Below are 16,238 nucleotides of genomic sequence, written 5' to 3' on the forward strand. Positions count from 1 at the left end.
GGAGCATGCCGCCGTGGGAGAGCAGGAAAAGAAGGGGGGAACCCCCCCCCCCACCCGCCCCCCCCCCCCCCCCGGGGGCTCCGGTACGTACTTTGACCTCACGTGCCGGTTACAAATCGCTCAACCTCTGGTTGCGGAGCGGTGATCGGGCGACGATGGGGCCATGACTCTGGCCCAGCGCGCCCTCGAACGGCTGCAAGCCTGGCCCGACCTCACCGCGGGTCCGGCCAGTTGCGGAACCGGATGGGCACTGCGCTCCGTCCGCGACGAGATCGTCCACTTCCACTCGGACCGGGACGTGGACCTCCACCTCACCCACCGGGCCATCCAGCGATTCCAGTACGACCTCGGCGGCTCCAGCGCCATCCGCCTGGTTCCCGGCTCCCGGTGGGTGACCGTGCACCTGGACTGCGACGCCGACGTCGACCTGCTGCTGAGCCTGGTGAGCATCGCGCTGAAGGCCCATCAGACGCGCCCCCCGGCGGATCTGCCCTCGAAGTGCAACTTCCACCGCGTCACGGTGCTCCCCCGCTCCGCGGCCGGGGAGACCTGAGGCACACCGCCGGCGGTGCCCCACGCCGAGGAGGGCACCGCCGGCCCGGTCTCAGTGGTCCGCCGGCTGCTCCGCGCGGCGCCGGATCCCGAGCGCCGCGACCACCGCGCCGAGCACACAGAGCACACCGGTGACGACCACGGCCACGTGGACGCCGTTCATGAACGCCTGCCCGCTGCCCTCCACCACGGCGGCCCGCAGGCCGGCCGGCATGTCGGCGGAGACGGGAGCCACGCCCATCGCCACGGCGTCCTTGGCCTCCTGCAGACCGTGGGCCACGGCCGGGGGCACGCCCGCGCCGGTCAGCTCCCCGGTGAGCGTGGCACCGACCTTGCTGCTGATCAGGGAGACGAGGACGGACGTGCCGAGCGCGCCGCCGATCTGCAGGGTCGTCGCCTGTAGACCGCCGGCCACACCGCCGTCCCGGACGGGGGCGTTGCCCACGATGGCGTCGGAGGAGGCGGCCATCACCATGCCGACGCCGAGGCCGAGCGCGATGAACGGCGGCCACATCGTGGCGTAGGAGGAGTCGGTCTGCCAGGTGAGCATGCCGAAGCAGGAGGCCGCCTGGAGCAGCATGCCCAGCGGCATGGTCAGCCGGGGACCGAAGCGCTGGGTCAGGGCCGCGCCCAGCGGCGAGGCGACCAGCGAGGCGAGGCTGAGCGGAAGCGTCCGCACGCCCGCCTCGACCGGCGTGAAACCACGCACGTTCTGCAGGTAGAGCATGACGAAGAAGATCACGCCGAGCATGACGAAGAAGTTCAGCGCGGTGATGACCGCGCCGATGGTCAGCGCACGGTTGCGGAACAGGCGCATCGGGAGCAGCGGGTGCTCGACACGGGTCTCGTACCAGCCGAACACGAGCAGGAGTACGAGGCCGGCGGCGACGGAGCCGAGGGTGCCCGCGGACGTCCAGCCCCAGGTCTCGCCCTTGACGACGCCGAAGACCACGGCCAGCAGGCCGAGCGCGAGCAGGACGAGGCCGGGGATGTCGAAGCGTTCCCGGCCGGAGGTGTTGCGGCTCTCGGGAAGGACGAGGATGCCGAAGGCGATGGCGATGATGCCGATGGGGGCGTTGATGTAGAAGACGGACTCCCAGTTGACGTTCTCCACGAGGAGACCGCCGACGATGGGTCCGAGGGCCGTCGCGACGGCGGAGACCATGGCCCAGATGCCCACGGCCATGCCGAACTTCTTCGGCGGGAACACGGAGCGGAGCAGTCCGAGGGTGTTGGGCATCAGCAGTCCGCCGAAGACGCCCTGGAGGGCGCGGAAGGCGACCACGCCCTCGATGGACCCGGCCAGGCCGATGGCGACGGAGGCGAGGGTGAAGCCGGCCACGCCCACCAGGTAGTAGGTGCGCCGGCCGAACCGGTCACCGAGCTTGCCGCCCAGGATGAGGGTGGCGGCGAGCGCGAGCAGGTAGGAGTTGGTCACCCACTGCAGCTCGGCGGTCGACGCGTGCAGGTCGCTGCCGATCTCGGGGTTGGCGATGGCGACGACGGAGCCGTCGAGCTGGACCATGAACAGTCCGAACGCGACGGCGAGGAGGGTCAGCCACGGATTGGACCGCAGGCGGCCGGCCGCCGGTGGGGCGGTTTCGGCCGCGGGCGTGGTGGGGTGATCCACGGACGTGGACGGCATGGGTGAGCCTTCTCTTCCAGGTTCAAGGGGTGGTGCGGGGGACGGGGCGGCCCTCGGGCGCACGGTGGGCCGGCCGCGGGCACGACGGTGTGCCCGCGGCCGGCGGGAATGCCTGGGCCCCGCCCGGTCAGCGGGCGGCGGCGGGGTGGAGGTGCCGCGTCAGCGCGTCGAGGGCGTCCAGGGCGGAGCCGAGCGCGCCCTGCTGGCCCTCGGTGAGGGACGTCAGTGCGTCGCGGATGAACGCGGTCTCCAGTTCCCGCACCTCGGACAGCCGCTGACGGGCCGTGGCCGTGAGGTGGAGGTGGGCGACCCGCTTGTCGGCACTGTCCTGCCGACGCTCCAGGTCGCCCTGCTCGGTGAGCTGGGTGACCAGGGCGCTGACGTTGTTCGGCTTCATCAGCAGGGCCTCGGCGGCCTCGCGCACCGTGGTGCCCTCGCGCTGGGCGACGAACCGCAGCAGCGCGATCTGGCTCTCCGGGGGCTTGGGGTGCGGGTACTGGGCGGTGACCTGTCGGTCCAGCGCCCGGTGCAGCGCGGGAAGGCATGCCGCGAGCCCGGAGGCCACACGGTCGATGTCCCGGCGAGGGGTGCTGGAGTCGGTCACCCGGACACGATAGATATGACTGGATAGGTATGTCAAAATAGGTAAAGCCGCACGCGGAACCCACACGCGGAACCACACCCGGCACCACACACGGAACCCGCGGGTGCAACCCTCTCGCAACCTTCGCCGTGCTGGCATGCGGGACATGCACGACACATACGAGGAGACTCCCCGCGTCGAGCTCACCCCCGGGGCCGCCGCACTGCTGCGCCGGCTCCGCGCGGCGCACGGCCCGCTGATGTTCCACCAGTCCGGCGGCTGCTGCGACGGCAGCGCCCCCATGTGCTACCCGGCCGGCGAATTCCGCACCGGTGACGCGGACGTCCTGCTCGCGGAGCTGGTCGTCGAGGGCGTCGGGGAGCCGGTGGCGTTCTGGATGTCGCGCCGCCAGTACGAGGCCTGGAGCCACACCAGACTGATCGTGGACGTCGTCGCGGGCCGGGGCGGCGGCTTCTCGCTGGAGGCACCCGAGGGGGTGCGCTTCCTCATCCGCTCCCGCGTCATCGACGCGTAGCGCCCCCCGAGGGCCGCCGGCCCCCTCCCCCCGTCACGGCCGCCGCCTACGGTCTGAGGCTGCCGACGATGTCCGCCGTCGCGGTCAGGCCGCTGTGGATGGTCGGCGCGATGTTCGTGCCGGCCAGATAGAAGCCGAGCAGCAGGCACACCAACGCGTGCGAGACCTTGAGCCCGCCGTTGCGCAGGAAGATCACCGCCAGGACGGACAGCAACAGCACCACAGAGATGGAAATGGCCATCGTCAACCTCCTCCGCCACGTCCACTTCGCGGCGTTCGGCCGTAAGTGTGGCGTAGCGGAGGGTTCGTCCGGGCGGCTGACCTGTCCTCCGAACGAGTACTGTTCCGTCGGCTCCGTCGGTGTCCTACGCGTCCCGGTGGGCGTCGAGGAACGCCTCCAGGCCGCCGAGGTCGTCGGTGTTGAGGTGGTCGACGCCGGCGGCGAGCAGTTCGGTCCACAGGGCGTCCCTCGCGGGGCCCGCCACGTCGGGCGTGGCCCAGAACCGCACCCGTTGCCCGCGGGAGTGCGCCGCGCCGACGATGTCCCGCAGCTTGCGCCGTTCGGCAGCCGGGAAGGCGCCCACGCCCCGCCAGGTGAAGTTGAGCGTCCAGTTGTCGCTGATCAGCGGGACGAAGGAGGCCGGTGCGGAGCTGCCGAGGTCGGCGAGGCGGCCGTCGTAGAAGGCCCGGCGGATGCGCTGCGCCTCCATGGGCGCGCGGGCCGCCCGGTCACCGGAGATCACCGCGGTGACCGCGCCGGGGAACACCCTGCCGTGGGCGTAGGTGGTGAACAGGTGCTTGTAGCGGCGCAGATGACGGTCGAGTTCGAGGTACGTCGACGATCCCTCGGTCTTGATGTCGATCAGGAGTTGCAGGGCGCGGCGGTCCCGCCGGTAGACCCGGCCGTGGTGGGCGCGGACGCGGGCGGCGAGGGGGTCGAGGTAGAGGGATTCCAGGGTGCGGGACGGGTCGAGGTCCTCGGGGTCGTGGGCGACGAGGAGCTGGTCGCCCACCAGGTAGATGTCGGCCTCGACGCTGCCGAAGCGGTGGTCGAGGGCGTCGAGGAGGGGGCGGGGGTGCTCGTAGTCGTTGTGGGCGTGGGCGCGCCACAGCGGGCGCGGGCCGTGCCTGCCTTCGCTCGCCAGCGCGGTGCCGGCGGGCAGGGCGACCGCGCCCGCGAGGGCGGCGCCGAGAGTGGTGAGGGCTCTGCGTCGGGTGGTGAGGGCCATGCTCTGCCTCCCTGGAGGTGCCGTACGGGACGCCTGTGAGTATGGGGTCCCGATGTCGTCAGGGGGCAGGGCCGTGCGGGGAGTTGGCCGGACCGCCGCCGGTCGTTCATGTCGTCCGGCGGCGGACGCGGAAGATGCCCGCCCCTGGTGGGACGGGCATCACCCGGAATGGGACGGCATCACCTGGAAAGGGACGGACGGGCGTCAGGGTGCTCGCAGGTCGATCAGTTCGGCCAGCGCTTCCCGGTGGGTGCCCGCCGCGCCGTAGGCGATCGAGTCGGCCTTGGCCCGCTTCAGGTACAGGTGGACCGGGTGTTCCCACGTCATGCCGATGCCGCCGTGCAGTTGCAGCGCCTCCTCGGCGGCGTGGACGGCGACCCGGCCCGCGTACGCCTGCGCCACGGCGACGGCCACGTCGGTGTCCGCGCCGGTCGCCAGCGCGTCGGCCGCGTTGCGGGCGGCGGCGCGCAGGCCGGCGACCTCCAGCCACAGCCCGGCGAGCCGGTGTTTGAGCGCCTGGAACCCGCCGACCTGGCGGTTGAACTGCTTGCGTTCCTTGAGGTAGCGGACCGTCTCGGTCAGCAGCCAGTCGGCCAGGCCCAGTTGCTCGGAGGCGAGCAGCCCGGCTCCGGCCCGCAGGGCGCGCCGTACGACGGGTCCGGCGTCGCCGAGCCGGTGTCCGGACACGCCGTCGAGGGCCACGCGGGCCACGGGCCGGGTCAGGTCCAGGGACACCTGTGGGGTGACGGTCACGTCGGCGGCGCGGACCGCGTACAGCCCCCCGTCGTCCGCGGGCACCAGCAGCACGTCGGCGACGGCCGCGTCGGCGATGCCGGCCAACCCTCCGCGCAGCCGGCCCTCTTCGAGCCGTACGTGCGGGACGGCACCGCCCGGTGCGACGTGCAGGCCGACGGCGAGTACGGCGGTGGTCGTCGCGGACGCCACTTCGGTGAGCAGGTCCTCGGCTCCGCAGGCCAGGAGCGCCTCGGTGGCGACGACGGCACTCGTCAGGTACGGCACCGGTGCGACGGCGCGCCCGAGCTCCTCCAGTACGACGGCGGCTTCCCGGTGGGTGGCGCCCTGACCGCCCAGTTCCTCGGGGATCAGCAGGCCCGCGAGGCCCATCGAGTCGGAGAGCGTCTTCCACAGCGACACGTCGTGCGGGGCGGCCGACTCGGTGCGGGCGATGACGTCCGCCGGGTCGCAGTGGTCGGTGAGCAGGTCCCGGACGGCGGCGCGCAGCGCCTCTTCCTCCTCCGAGTAGAGCAGACCGGGTTCCGACTGTGCGCTCATCGGGCGAGGTCCTTCCATGCGACGTCCTTGTCGGTGCGCGGCTCGGCGGGCAGGCCCAGGACGCGCTCGGCGACGATGTTCAGCAGGACCTCGCTGGTCCCGCCCTCGATGCTGTTGCCCTTGGAGCGCAGGTAGCGGTACCCGGCGTCACGGCCGGTGAAGTCCACGTGCTCGGGGCGGCGCATGGTCCAGTCGTCGTAGAGCAGGCCCTCCTCGCCGAGGAGTTCGACCTCCAGGCCGCTGATCTCCTGGTTGAGGCGGGCGAAGTTCAGCTTCATGCCGGCGCCCTCGGGGCCCGGCTGGCCGGCCACCAGTTGCTGGCGCAGGCGTACGCCGGTGAGGCGGGCGACCTCGGCCTCGACCCACAGGCCGAGCAGCCGCTGGTGCAGGTCGTGGGTGCGCAGTTCGGGGCGTTCCCGCCAGGTCGCGGCGATCTTGCCGATCATGCCGCCCTCGCGGGGGATCGGGGTGCCGCCGATGGCGACGCGTTCGTTGTTCAGCGTGGTCTGCGCGACGCGCCAGCCGTCGCCGGTCTCGCCGAGGCGGCGGGAGTCGGGGATGCGGACGTCGGTGAGGAACACCTCGTTGAACTCGGCCTCGCCGGTGACCTGGCGCAGCGGCCGGACCTCGACACCGGGGTCGGTCATGTCGCACACGAAGTAGGTGATGCCCCGGTGCTTGGGCACGTCCGGGTCGGTGCGGGCGATGAGGATGGCCCAGCGGGCGAGGTGCGCGCTGGACGTCCACACCTTCTGCCCGTTGACGACCCAGTCCTCGCCCTCCCGGACCGCCCGCGTACCGAGGGCGGCCAGGTCGGAGCCGGCGCCCGGTTCGCTGAACAGCTGGCACCAGACCTCCTCGCCGGTCCACAAGGGGCGCAGGAGGCTCTGCTTCTGCTCCTCGGTGCCGTACTGGAGGATGGTCGGGGCGGCCATGCCGAGGCCGATGCCGATGCGCCGGGGGTCGTTGTCGGGGGCGCCCGCGGCCGCCAGTTCGGCGTCCACGACGGCCTGGAGGGAGCGCGGGGCGGCGAGTCCGCCGAGGCCCTCGGGGTAGTGCACCCAGGCCAGTCCGGCGTCGAAGCGGGCCCGGAGGAAGTCCAGGCGTTCGGTGGCGGCCGGTGGATGCGCGGCCAGCAGTTCCTTGGTACGGCGGCGCAGTTCCGCTGCGTCGGTCATGCGGCGGCTCCCTTCTCCAGCTTCTCCGGTACGACGGCCACCCGGCCGGTCGTCCTGCCGTCGGCGACGCGCTGCACGGCGTCGGCGGCCCCGTCGAGCGGCACCCGCTCGCTCACCAGCGGCTTGATCGCGCCCCGTGCGGCCAGCTCGGTGAGCTGTTCGTGGCAGTGCTGGACCAGCTTGGGATTCCTGGTGTTGTACAGGCCCCAGTGCAGGCCGAGGATCGCGTAGTTCTTGATCAGGGCGTGGTTCAGCGCGGGGCTGGGGATCGTGCCGCTCGCGAAGCCGAGGACGACGATCCGGCCCTCGAAGGCGACGGTCTTGGCGGACTGGGCGTAGGCCTGACCGCCGACCGGGTCGTAGATCACGTCGGCGCCCCGGCCGCCGGTGGCGTCCTTCACGGCGGCGACGACGTCCTCGCCGTGCCGGTCGACGACCACGTCGCAGCCCAGCTCGCGGGCGACGGCCGCCTTCCCGGGTCCGCCGACGACACCGATGACGGTGGCGCCGGCGGCCTTGCCGAGCTGCACGGCCGCGCTGCCGACTCCTCCTGCGGCGGCGTGGACGAGCAGCGTCTCGCCGGCCTCCAGCCGGGCCCGGCGGTGCAGGCCGAACCACCCCGTCTGGTAGCCGATGTGCAAGGCGGCGGCCTCGGCGTCGTCCAGGGCGTCCGGCGCGGGCAGCAGGGCGCGGGCGTCCGCGACGGCGTACTGGGCGAAGCCGCCGTGCGGCAGTGCGGGGGTGGCGATGACGCGACGCCCGTCCTCGGTCTCACCGCAGATCTCCACGCCCGGTGTGAACGGCAGCGGTGGCCTGACCTGGTACTGGCCCCGGCACAGCAGTGCGTCCGGGAAGTTGATGCTCGCCGCGCGGACCCTCAGCAGCACCTGACCGTCGCCGGGCGTCGGCGGCGCCACGTCCACGAGGCGCATCACCTCGCCCGGCTCGCCGTTCTCGTGCACCTGCCATGCCTGCATGCGGGGCCTCCACCGACTGCGTCGTCCGACCGGGTCTCCCGCATACTAAGCGGTCGCTTGCCGATCAGGGAACAGGTCGCGGTCGGCAACAGGCGGCGGGTGGCAACAGGTTTCGGGTGGCAACAGGTCCCGGGGTCAACAGGTCGCGGGGTCAACAAGTCGCGGGCGGTCGTCGAGTCACGACCGGGGCGTTCCGTCACGACTGTCCGGCGGGCCGCGCCCGTACGTGCATCCGCTCCCCCTGCGGGCCGAACAGGCTGAGGAACTCGACCGGCCCCTCACCCGTCGACCCGAACCAGTGCGGCACCCGGGTGTCGAACTCGGCCGCCTCCCCCGCCGACAGCACCACGTCGTGGTCACCGAGCACCAGCCGCAGCCGGCCGGAGAGGACGTACAGCCACTCGTACCCCTCGTGGGTCCGCGGATCCGGCTCGTCCTTGCCCTGGGGCACCAGCACCTTGAAGGCCTGGAGCCCGCCCGGCTGGCGGGTGAGGGGCCAGTGGGTGCGGCCGTGGCGCACGATGGGCTTGGCTCGCACCCGGGGGTCGCCGACCGGCGGGGCGCCGACCAGTTCGTCCAGCGGCACCTGGTGGGCCTGGGCGATCGGGAGCAGCAGTTCGAGGCTCGGTCTGCGCAGGCCCGACTCCAGCCGCGACAGGGTGCTCACCGAGATGCCGGTCGTCTCGGAGAGCGCCGCCAGGGTCACCTCCCGCTCCTTGCGCAGCTGGCGGAGCCTCGGTCCGACACCGGCGAGAACGTCGTCTGCAGTCATGCCCTTATTGCAGAACCGGCAAATGCATTTGTCAATCCCGTACCGCTCGGGCGACCTTCTACGTGGAGGTGGTCACCGTGACCCAGAACAAGGACCTGACCCAGAACAAGGACCTGACCGAGAACTACGACGTGGTAGTCGTCGGCGGCGGTGCGGCCGGACTCTCCGCCGCGCTCGTCCTGGGCCGCTCGCGGCTGCGCACGCTGGTCGTCGACGCCGGTGAGCCGCGCAACGCGCCCTCGGACCACATGCAGGGCTACCTGACCCGGGACGGCATGCCGCCCGCGGAGTTCCTGGCGCTCGGCCGGGAAGAGGTCGCGCGGTACGGCGTGGAACTCGTCCGCGACCGGGCGGTGGACGTGGCCCGGGGCGAGGACATCGCCGTGGAGCTGGCAGGCGGGCGCACCGTGCACGCTCGTCGGCTGATCGTCACCACCGGCCTCAAGGACGAGCTGCCGGCGGTGCCCGGCGTCGCGGAGCGGTTCGGCCGGGACGTGCTGCACTGCCCGTTCTGCCACGGCTGGGAAGTACGCGACGAGCGCTTCGGTGTTCTCGCCGCCGGCCCGCTCAGCGTGCACCAGGCGCTGATGGTGTCCGGCTGGTCCGACGACGTGACCCTCTTCCTGCACACGGTCGCCGAGGAGGAGCTGTCCGACGAGGACCTGCGACGGCTCGCCGCGGCCGGGGTCAAGGTGGTGCCCGGCGAGGTCGCCGGCCTGCGGGTCGAGGACGACCGGCTCACCGGGGTCCGGCTCGCGGACGGCACGGAGCACGACCGCTCGGTGGTGTTCGTCGCCCCCAAGGCCGTGCCGCAGACCGGCCTGATGGAGCGGCTCGGCGCCGAACTGCAGGAGACCCCGTTCGGCGCCTACCCCGTGGTGGACCCGACGGGCCGGACCACCGCGCCCGGCGTGTGGACCGCCGGCAACGCGATGGGATTCGCCGAGCAGGTCGTCCACGCGGCGAGCGGCGGCTACCGCGCGGCGTCGGCGATCGTCGGCGACCTGATCATGTCGGACCTGGACGCGGCCATCGCGGGCTAGGCAGCGCGGGCGGACCGCGCCGCGGGGACACTGTGGTGCCGGATCGGCGCGCGGCGCTGGACGGGTACGCTCCCACGCCCGTGCGGCAGGGCAGTACGCGCCCGGCACGCGACCCCGCGCTTTCGGCGGGACGTGACCGCCCGGCACGCAGCCCCGCCCTTTCGGCAGGGTGCGTAACCGCCCGGCACCGCGCAGCCACCGCACCGTCCGCCGCGAGGACCGGCGAGGCGTGCCGCCCGCGGGTGTGGTCCGGCCTCTCCGGTGCACTCTGACTGCATGCTGCTCGCCCGGTTGGTCCAGGTGTCCCGGGAGGTCGCCGCCACGTCGGCGCGGTCCCGGAAGACCGCCCTGCTCGCGGAGCTGTTCCGGGAGGCGGAGGCGGCGGACGTGCCGGTCGTCATCCCGTATCTGGCGGGCCGGCTCCCCCAGGGGCGGATCGGCGTCGGCTGGAAGGTGCTGAGCCGCCCGGTGGCGCCGGCCGCCATGCCGAGTCTGACCGTGCGCGAGGTGGACGCCCGGCTCTCGCGGCTCGGCGCGGTGTCCGGCGCCGGTTCGCAGGCCGAGCGGACGCGGCTGGTCGGCGAGCTGATGGGCGCGGCCACCGAGGACGAGCAGCGCTTCCTGGTCGGGCTGCTCACCGGTGAGGTCCGGCAGGGCGCCCTCGACGCGGCCGCCGTGGAGGGCCTGGCCGCGGCGACCGGCGCGCCCCCGGCCGACGTACGGCGGGCGGTGATGCTCGCGGGCTCGCTGCGGACGGTGGCGGAGGCCCTGCTGGCCGACGGGCCCGGCGCCCTGGAGCGGTTCCGGCTCACCGTCGGCCGCCCCGTCCTGCCGATGCTGGCGCACAGCGCCTCCTCGGTCGCCGAGGCGGTCGGCAAGCTGGGCGCCTCGGCCGTCGAGGAGAAACTGGACGGCATCCGCGTCCAGGTGCACCGGGACGGCGACACCGTACGGCTGTACACCCGCACCCTGGACGACATCACCGACCGGCTCCCCGAGGTCACCGCGGCGGCACTCGAACTGCCCGGCGAGCGGTTCATCCTGGACGGCGAGGTGATTTCGTTCGACGCGAACGGACGCCCCCGCTCCTTCCAGGAGACCGCCGGGCGGGTCGGCTCCCGCACGGACGTGGCCACGGCCGCGCGGGCGGTGCCCGTCTCCGTCGTGTTCTTCGACGCGCTGTCCGTCGACGGCCACGACCTGCTCGACCTGCCGCTGACCGGGCGGCACGCGGAGCTGGCCCGGCTGGTCCCCGAACCGGCGCGGGTGCGGCGCACCCTGGTGCGCGGGCCCGAGGAGGCGCGGGCCGCCGAGGAGTTCCTCGCCGAGACGCTGAGGCGCGGACACGAGGGCGTCGTGGTCAAGGGACTCGACGCCGCCTACAGCGCGGGCCGGCGCGGCGCGTCCTGGCTGAAGGTCAAGCCCGTCCACACCCTCGACCTGGTCGTCCTGGCCGCCGAGTGGGGCCACGGCCGCCGCACCGGCAAGCTCTCCAACCTCCACCTGGGCGCCCGCGCCCCCGACGGCTCCTTCGTCATGCTCGGCAAGACGTTCAAGGGCATGACCGACGCGCTGCTGGCCTGGCAGACCGAGCGCCTGGGGCAGCTGGCCGTCGAGGAACACGACTGGGGAGTGACCGTACGCCCCGAGCTCGTCGTCGAGATCGCCTACGACGGCCTCCAGCGGTCCACCCGCTACCCGGCCGGCGTCACCCTCCGCTTCGCCCGCGTGGTCCGCTACCGCGAGGACAAACGCCCCGAGGAGGCGGACACGGTGGACGCCCTGCTCGCCGCGCACCCCGAGGCGGCCCCGTGAGGCGCAGCGCCGGCCTGCTGCTGTACCGGCGCGACCGGCGCGACCCCGGCCACGGCCTCCAGGTTCTCCTCGGCCACATGGGCGGTCCCTTCTACGCCCGTCGGGACGCCGGGGCGTGGACCGTCCCGAAGGGCGAGTACGACCCCGCCGAACCGGCCTGGGAGGCGGCCCGGCGCGAGTTCGAGGAGGAACTGGGGCTGCCGCCGCCCGAGGGCGAGGCCGTACCGCTCGGGGAGGTACGGCAGGCGGGCGGCAAGGTCGTCACGGTGTGGGCCGTCGAGGCCGGCCTCGATCCGGCGGCGGTCGTCCCCGGCACGTTCCGCATGGAGTGGCCGCCGAGGTCGGGCCGGTTCGAGGAGTTCCCCGAGCTGGACCGGGTGGCGTGGTTCCCGGTGGACCGGGCGCGCGAGGTGATCGTGAAGGCGCAGGCCGCGTTTCTCGACCGGCTGGCTGAGCACTCGCACTGACGAGAAGCGACCAGTGGCGGGCGTACTGCACGGGACCCGTCCGCGTTGCGGCGACCCGCGCCGCGCGCCAAGGTCGAAGCACGAGTCCGCACCAGGGAGGTCGGCCATGCCCATCGCGACGGTGAACCCGGCGAACGGCGAGACGCTCAGGACGTACGAGGCCATGGGCGAGGAGGAGATCGAGCGCCGGCTCCAGCTCGCGGAGGCCACTTTCCGCACGTACCGGACGACGCCGTTCGACGAGCGCGCCCGGCTCATGCGCCGGGCCGCCGACCTCCTGGAGGCGGACCAGGACGAGATCGGCAAGGTCATCACCACGGAGATGGGCAAGCCGGTCAAGCAGGCCCGCGCGGAGGCCGCCAAGTGCGCCAAGGCGATGCGCTGGTACGCCGACCACGCGGCGGAGCTGCTCGCCGACGAGGAGCCCGCCGAGTCGGACGTGAAGGACTCCGGAGCCTCCCGGGCCCTGGTCCGCTACCGGCCGCTCGGTCCGGTGCTCGCGGTGATGCCGTGGAACTTCCCGCTCTGGCAGGTCATCCGGTTCGCCGCCCCCGCTCTGATGGCGGGCAACGTCGGGCTGCTCAAGCACGCCTCGAACGTGCCGCAGACCGCCCTCTACCTGGAGGACCTCTTCCACCGGGCGGGCTTCCCCGAGGGCTGCTTCCAGACCCTGCTGATCGGGTCGGCGGCCGTGGACGACATCCTGCGCGACGAGCGCGTGCGGGCCGCCACCCTCACCGGCAGCGAGCCCGCCGGCCGCGCGGTCGCCTCCACCGCCGGAGAGATGATCAAGAAGACGGTGCTGGAGCTGGGCGGCAGCGACCCGTTCGTCGTGATGCCGTCCGCCGACGTGGACCGCGCCGCCCAGGTGGCGGTGAACGCGCGCACACAGAACGCCGGGCAGTCCTGCATCGCCGCCAAACGGTTCATCGTGCACACCGACGTGTACGACGCCTTCGCCGAACGCTTCACCGAGGGCATGAAGGCGCTGACGGTCGGCGACCCGATGGACGAGGGAACCGAGGTCGGCCCGCTCTCCAGCGAGCAGGGCGTGAACGACCTCGTCGAACTGGTCGACGACGCGGTACGCGGCGGCGCGAGCGTGCTGTGCGGAGGCGAACGCCCGGGCGGGCCCGGCTGGTACTACCCGCCGACCGTGCTGGCCGGCGTCACCCGCGGGATGCGCATCCACCGCGAGGAGGCCTTCGGCCCGGTCGCCACGCTGTACCGCGCGGCCGACCTGGACGAGGCGGTCCTGATCGCCAACGACACCGACTTCGGGCTCAGTTCCAACGTCTGGACGCGCGACGACGCCGACGTGGACCGCTTCGTACGGGACCTGGAGGCCGGCGGCGTGTACGTCAACGGGATGACGGCGTCCCATCCGGCGTTCCCGTTCGGCGGGGTCAAGCGGTCGGGCTACGGGCGTGAGCTGTCCGGGCACGGAATCCGGGAGTTCTGCAACATCACCACCGTATGGCACGGAGCGTGAGCCTTACGCGACTACGATCCCCTTTGTGAACCGCGAAGTGACCCTGCCTCTGATCGTCGACGACCGCGGCACCCTTCAGGTCGCCGCGTCCGACGTGAGCAAGCTGCTGCGCACGGTGGGCGGGCGCTGGCTGCGGCTGGTGGAGGCCGGCGAGGTGACTCTGGACGAGGACACGGTCGCCGCCCTCACCATCGAGCTCGCCAAACTCGCCGACCGGATCGACGTGGCCTGCATCGCCCACAGCAGCGGCCAGTCCTCCTGACGCCGTTCGTGCCCGCCGCCCGCACCGGCCGGTCCCCGGGACGGAGTATCCCGGCGGGAGATCGCCGCCCCCGTGAGTGATCGTGGATGGACACCCCCGAAAAGGAGCACCGCTTTCCGGCCGGGGCGAGAGCGTTCCACGAGGCGGAAGCAGGCACGGTTCATGGCGACTTCGCGCAGCCCCTCCGTGTCCGTTCCGGAGCACGTGACCGCGACGGAGGAGACGCTGGAGCCGGCGCGCGAGCGCCACGCCGGCCATCCTCAACTGCCGCTGCTCCTCCGGGTGATGGAGAACACCGGCGCGTTCGACAGCACCACGCGGCAGGGCCCCGTCGCCCAGCGATCCGTCCTTGGGCCATCGACGAACTACTGCGCTGGATTCCCCATCGCAACGCGGTCGGGCTGTCCCGGATCGCGCTGGAGGACGTGGACGTCAGGGGCGTACGCATCCGGGCGGGCGACGCGGTCCACGTGTCGTACCTGGCCGCGAACCGCGACCCGGAGGTCTTCTCCGACCCGGACACGATCGACTTCGCCCGCAGCCCCAACCCGCACGTGTCCTTCGGCTTCGGCCCGCACTACTGCCCCGGCGGCACGCTCGCCCGGCTGGAGTCCGAACTGCTCGTCGGCACGGTTCTGGACCGGGTACCCGGCCTGAAGCCCGCGGTGCCGCCCGAGGACGTGCCCTTCAGGTAGGGGGCGCTGATCCGCGGGCCCGAGGCCCTGCCGGTGACCTGGTGAGCGGTGTGCCGGCGGTGTCGGATGGGCTGCTGGTGCCGCCGGGGCAGGGCAGGGTGGTGCGGGCGCCCGCCCAGCACGTGACCTTCAAGGTGACCGGTTCGCACTCGCGCACGGCCTCCGCCTACCCGGCGGGCGAGCCGGCCAGGATGTCCTTCCAAGCGAGCCCACCCCCGGACCACGAGCGCTACTTCGAGGAACCGCTGGAGATCCTGGGCGACGGGGGCCGCCGGACCACGAGGCCGTCGAGGCGTTGCGGGCCACGTACGACATCGGGCAACCGACGCCGTTGAGGCACGGTCAGCGGATGGGCATGCCCGCCAGCGTCCGCGCGATCACCAGCCGCTGGATCTCACTCGTGCCCTCGAAGATCGTGTAGATCGCGGAGTCGCGGTGCATCCGCTCCACCGGGTACTCCCGGGTGTAGCCGTTGCCGCCCAGGATCTGGACCGCCTGGGCGGTCACCTTCTTCGCCGTCTCACTCGCGAACAGCTTGGACATCGACCCCTCGGCCGCCGTGAACGGCTTGCCGTTGACCGCCATCCACGAGGCCCGCCACACCAGCAGCCGCGCCGCGTCGATGGAGGTGCGCATGTCGGCGAGCTGGAAGGCGACGCCCTGGTTGTCGATGATCGGGCGGCCGAACTGCTCGCGGGTCCGCGCGTACTCGAGGGCGACCTCATAGGCGGCCCGGGCGGTGCCGACCGCCATGGCGCCGACCGCCGGCCGTGAGGCCTCGAAGGTGGCCATCGCCGCGTTCTTCACCCGCTCGCCCCCCTTCTTGGCCTTCTCCCGGGCGCGGGCCAGGCGGGCGTCGAGCTTCTCCTTGCCGCCGAGCAGGCAGGAGCCGGGGACACGCACGCTGTCGAGGATCACCTCGGCGGTGTGCGAGGCGCGGATGCCGTGCTTCTTGAACTTCTGGCCCTGGGACAGCCCCGGCGTGTCCGGCGGGACGATGAAGGAGGCGTGGCCCTTGGAGCCCAGTTCCGCGTCGACGACCGCGACGACGACGTGGACGCCCGCGATGCCGCCGTTGGTCGCCCAGGTCTTGGTGCCGTTGAGCACCCACTCGTCCTTGGCCTCGTCGTACACGGCACGCGTGCGCATGGAGGCCACGTCGGAGCCGGCGTCGGGCTCGGAGGAGCAGAACGCCGCGACCTTGACGTCGCCGGCGTCGCCGTACATCTGGGGGATCCAGGTGCCGATCTGCTCGTCGGTGCCGTTGGCGAGGACACCGACGGCGGCCAGACCGGTGCCGACGATGGACAGGGCGATACCGGCGTCACCCCAGAACAGCTCCTCCATCGCCATGGGGATGCCGAGGCCGGTGGGGTCGAAGTACTGCTGGGCGTAGAAGTCGAGGGAGTAGATGCCGACCTTGGCGGCCTCCTGGATGACCGGCCAGGGAGTTTCCTCACGCTCGTCCCATTCGGCGGCGGCGGGACGGATGATGTCGGCGGCGAAGCCGTGCAGCCAGTCCCGGACCTCCTTCTGTTCGTCGTTGAGCTCCATGGTGAACTCGGCCATGTCCCCTCCAGTGACGCACATACATGTTACTTGCGGTAACGCGAGTCTTTTACCGGTGGGTAGGAAAAGTCAACTCCCCAGGCCCCGCCGCCCTCCCGTTCGATGCGCGGTGCCCGCCGGGTGTTAGTTTG

General features: G+C 72.5%; 16 protein-coding genes and 2 pseudogenes. 9 read left to right on the forward strand and 9 right to left on the reverse strand.

Annotated features, from left to right (window positions below; all coding sequences use genetic code 11):
* Nucleotides 1–163: 163 nt before the first annotated feature.
* Complete coding sequence (locus ACZ7G3_RS08910; RefSeq protein WP_426524713.1) at nt 164–553, forward strand: luciferase domain-containing protein; 390 nt, start codon at nt 164–166, stop codon at nt 551–553.
* Nucleotides 554–604: 51 nt separating this feature from the next.
* Here the strand turns inward: ACZ7G3_RS08910 and ACZ7G3_RS08915 are convergent, their stop codons facing one another.
* Entirely contained in the window at nt 605–2,197 is a 1,593-nt protein-coding gene (locus tag ACZ7G3_RS08915; RefSeq protein ID WP_470924320.1) for an MFS transporter, read from the reverse strand.
* A 127-nt stretch (nt 2,198–2,324) separates the two neighbouring features.
* On the reverse strand, nt 2,325–2,801 hold the full coding sequence (locus ACZ7G3_RS08920; protein ID WP_426598849.1) for a MarR family winged helix-turn-helix transcriptional regulator: 477 nt from the start codon (nt 2,799–2,801) through the stop codon (nt 2,325–2,327).
* A gap of 145 nt (nt 2,802–2,946) precedes the next feature.
* On the opposite strand from ACZ7G3_RS08920, the gene ACZ7G3_RS08925 reads away from it, so the two are divergent.
* Complete coding sequence (locus ACZ7G3_RS08925; protein WP_470924322.1) at nt 2,947–3,315, forward strand: DUF779 domain-containing protein; 369 nt, start codon at nt 2,947–2,949, stop codon at nt 3,313–3,315.
* Between the two features lie 46 nt (nt 3,316–3,361).
* On the opposite strand, the gene ACZ7G3_RS08930 is transcribed toward ACZ7G3_RS08925, so the two are convergent.
* The 6 genes from ACZ7G3_RS08930 to ACZ7G3_RS08955 form a co-directional block, all read right to left on the reverse strand.
* On the reverse strand, nt 3,362–3,556 hold the full coding sequence (locus ACZ7G3_RS08930) for a hypothetical protein (protein WP_279563426.1): 195 nt from the start codon (nt 3,554–3,556) through the stop codon (nt 3,362–3,364).
* A gap of 124 nt (nt 3,557–3,680) precedes the next feature.
* Entirely contained in the window at nt 3,681–4,544 is an 864-nt protein-coding gene (locus ACZ7G3_RS08935; protein ID WP_470924324.1) for a phosphatidylinositol-specific phospholipase C/glycerophosphodiester phosphodiesterase family protein, read from the reverse strand.
* A gap of 204 nt (nt 4,545–4,748) precedes the next feature.
* Nucleotides 4,749–5,837 (reverse strand): acyl-CoA dehydrogenase family protein, encoded by a 1,089-nt coding sequence (locus ACZ7G3_RS08940; RefSeq protein WP_470924326.1) that lies wholly within the window; start codon nt 5,835–5,837, stop codon nt 4,749–4,751.
* A complete protein-coding gene (locus tag ACZ7G3_RS08945) occupies nt 5,834–7,015 on the reverse strand; it encodes an acyl-CoA dehydrogenase family protein (RefSeq protein ID WP_426598845.1) in 1,182 nt (393 codons plus the stop codon). The genes ACZ7G3_RS08940 and ACZ7G3_RS08945 overlap by 4 nt, the downstream gene beginning before the upstream one ends.
* Nucleotides 7,012–7,992: an NADPH:quinone oxidoreductase family protein gene (locus tag ACZ7G3_RS08950; RefSeq protein WP_426598844.1), complete on the reverse strand. Its 981-nt coding sequence runs from the start codon at nt 7,990–7,992 to the stop codon at nt 7,012–7,014. The genes ACZ7G3_RS08945 and ACZ7G3_RS08950 overlap by 4 nt, the downstream gene beginning before the upstream one ends.
* Before the next feature lie 196 nt (nt 7,993–8,188).
* Nucleotides 8,189–8,764 (reverse strand): helix-turn-helix domain-containing protein, encoded by a 576-nt coding sequence (locus ACZ7G3_RS08955; protein WP_470924328.1) that lies wholly within the window; start codon nt 8,762–8,764, stop codon nt 8,189–8,191.
* A 62-nt stretch (nt 8,765–8,826) separates the two neighbouring features.
* On the opposite strand from ACZ7G3_RS08955, the gene ACZ7G3_RS08960 reads away from it, so the two are divergent.
* The 7 genes and pseudogenes from ACZ7G3_RS08960 (at nt 8,827) to ACZ7G3_RS08990 (ending at nt 14,959) form a co-directional block, all read left to right on the forward strand.
* Nucleotides 8,827–9,807 (forward strand): NAD(P)/FAD-dependent oxidoreductase, encoded by a 981-nt coding sequence (locus tag ACZ7G3_RS08960; protein ID WP_470924330.1) that lies wholly within the window; start codon nt 8,827–8,829, stop codon nt 9,805–9,807.
* Nucleotides 9,808–10,083: 276 nt separating this feature from the next.
* The gene (locus ACZ7G3_RS08965) at nt 10,084–11,622 is read left to right on the forward strand and encodes an ATP-dependent DNA ligase (protein ID WP_470924332.1); all 1,539 of its coding nucleotides are present in this window, start codon (nt 10,084–10,086) and stop codon (nt 11,620–11,622) included.
* Nucleotides 11,619–12,089, forward strand: coding sequence for an NUDIX hydrolase (locus ACZ7G3_RS08970; RefSeq protein WP_470924333.1), 471 nt, complete (start codon nt 11,619–11,621; stop codon nt 12,087–12,089). Before ACZ7G3_RS08965 ends, ACZ7G3_RS08970 begins: the two co-directional genes overlap by 4 nt.
* 106 nt (nt 12,090–12,195) lie before the next feature.
* Nucleotides 12,196–13,581: an NADP-dependent succinic semialdehyde dehydrogenase gene (locus ACZ7G3_RS08975; protein WP_470924334.1), complete on the forward strand. Its 1,386-nt coding sequence runs from the start codon at nt 12,196–12,198 to the stop codon at nt 13,579–13,581.
* 25 nt (nt 13,582–13,606) lie between these two features.
* A complete protein-coding gene (locus ACZ7G3_RS08980) occupies nt 13,607–13,843 on the forward strand; it encodes a DUF6213 family protein (RefSeq protein ID WP_426524689.1) in 237 nt (78 codons plus the stop codon).
* 335 nt (nt 13,844–14,178) lie between these two features.
* A pseudogene (locus ACZ7G3_RS08985) lies at nt 14,179–14,538 on the forward strand (cytochrome P450); the annotation flags it as partial.
* A 41-nt stretch (nt 14,539–14,579) separates the two neighbouring features.
* Nucleotides 14,580–14,959, forward strand: a pseudogene (locus ACZ7G3_RS08990) (hypothetical protein).
* Here ACZ7G3_RS08990 and ACZ7G3_RS08995 read toward each other — a convergent pair.
* A complete protein-coding gene (locus ACZ7G3_RS08995; RefSeq protein WP_470924336.1) occupies nt 14,881–16,107 on the reverse strand; it encodes an acyl-CoA dehydrogenase family protein in 1,227 nt (408 codons plus the stop codon). The pseudogene ACZ7G3_RS08990 and the gene ACZ7G3_RS08995 sit on opposite strands and share 79 nt — an antisense overlap.
* Nucleotides 16,108–16,238 lie beyond the last annotated feature (131 nt).

It is taken from the genome of Streptomyces sp. NPDC037271 (assembly GCF_055603605.1).

What these genes read in the sequence shown, in the direction of transcription:
- ACZ7G3_RS08910 (WP_426524713.1), top strand. Translation starts at nt 164, where the DNA reads ATGACTCTGGCCCAGCGCGCCCTCGAACGGCTGCAAGCCTGGCCCGAC.
- ACZ7G3_RS08915 (WP_470924320.1), bottom strand. Translation starts at nt 2,197, where the DNA reads ATGCCGTCCACGTCCGTGGATCACCCCACCACGCCCGCGGCCGAAACC.
- ACZ7G3_RS08925 (WP_470924322.1), top strand. Translation starts at nt 2,947, where the DNA reads ATGCACGACACATACGAGGAGACTCCCCGCGTCGAGCTCACCCCCGGG.
- ACZ7G3_RS08930 (WP_279563426.1), bottom strand. Translation starts at nt 3,556, where the DNA reads ATGGCCATTTCCATCTCTGTGGTGCTGTTGCTGTCCGTCCTGGCGGTG.
- ACZ7G3_RS08935 (WP_470924324.1), bottom strand. Translation starts at nt 4,544, where the DNA reads ATGGCCCTCACCACCCGACGCAGAGCCCTCACCACTCTCGGCGCCGCC.
- ACZ7G3_RS08940 (WP_470924326.1), bottom strand. Translation starts at nt 5,837, where the DNA reads ATGAGCGCACAGTCGGAACCCGGTCTGCTCTACTCGGAGGAGGAAGAG.
- ACZ7G3_RS08945 (WP_426598845.1), bottom strand. Translation starts at nt 7,015, where the DNA reads ATGACCGACGCAGCGGAACTGCGCCGCCGTACCAAGGAACTGCTGGCC.
- ACZ7G3_RS08950 (WP_426598844.1), bottom strand. Translation starts at nt 7,992, where the DNA reads ATGCAGGCATGGCAGGTGCACGAGAACGGCGAGCCGGGCGAGGTGATG.
- ACZ7G3_RS08955 (WP_470924328.1), bottom strand. Translation starts at nt 8,764, where the DNA reads ATGACTGCAGACGACGTTCTCGCCGGTGTCGGACCGAGGCTCCGCCAG.
- ACZ7G3_RS08965 (WP_470924332.1), top strand. Translation starts at nt 10,084, where the DNA reads ATGCTGCTCGCCCGGTTGGTCCAGGTGTCCCGGGAGGTCGCCGCCACG.
- ACZ7G3_RS08975 (WP_470924334.1), top strand. Translation starts at nt 12,196, where the DNA reads ATGCCCATCGCGACGGTGAACCCGGCGAACGGCGAGACGCTCAGGACG.
- ACZ7G3_RS08995 (WP_470924336.1), bottom strand. Translation starts at nt 16,107, where the DNA reads ATGGCCGAGTTCACCATGGAGCTCAACGACGAACAGAAGGAGGTCCGG.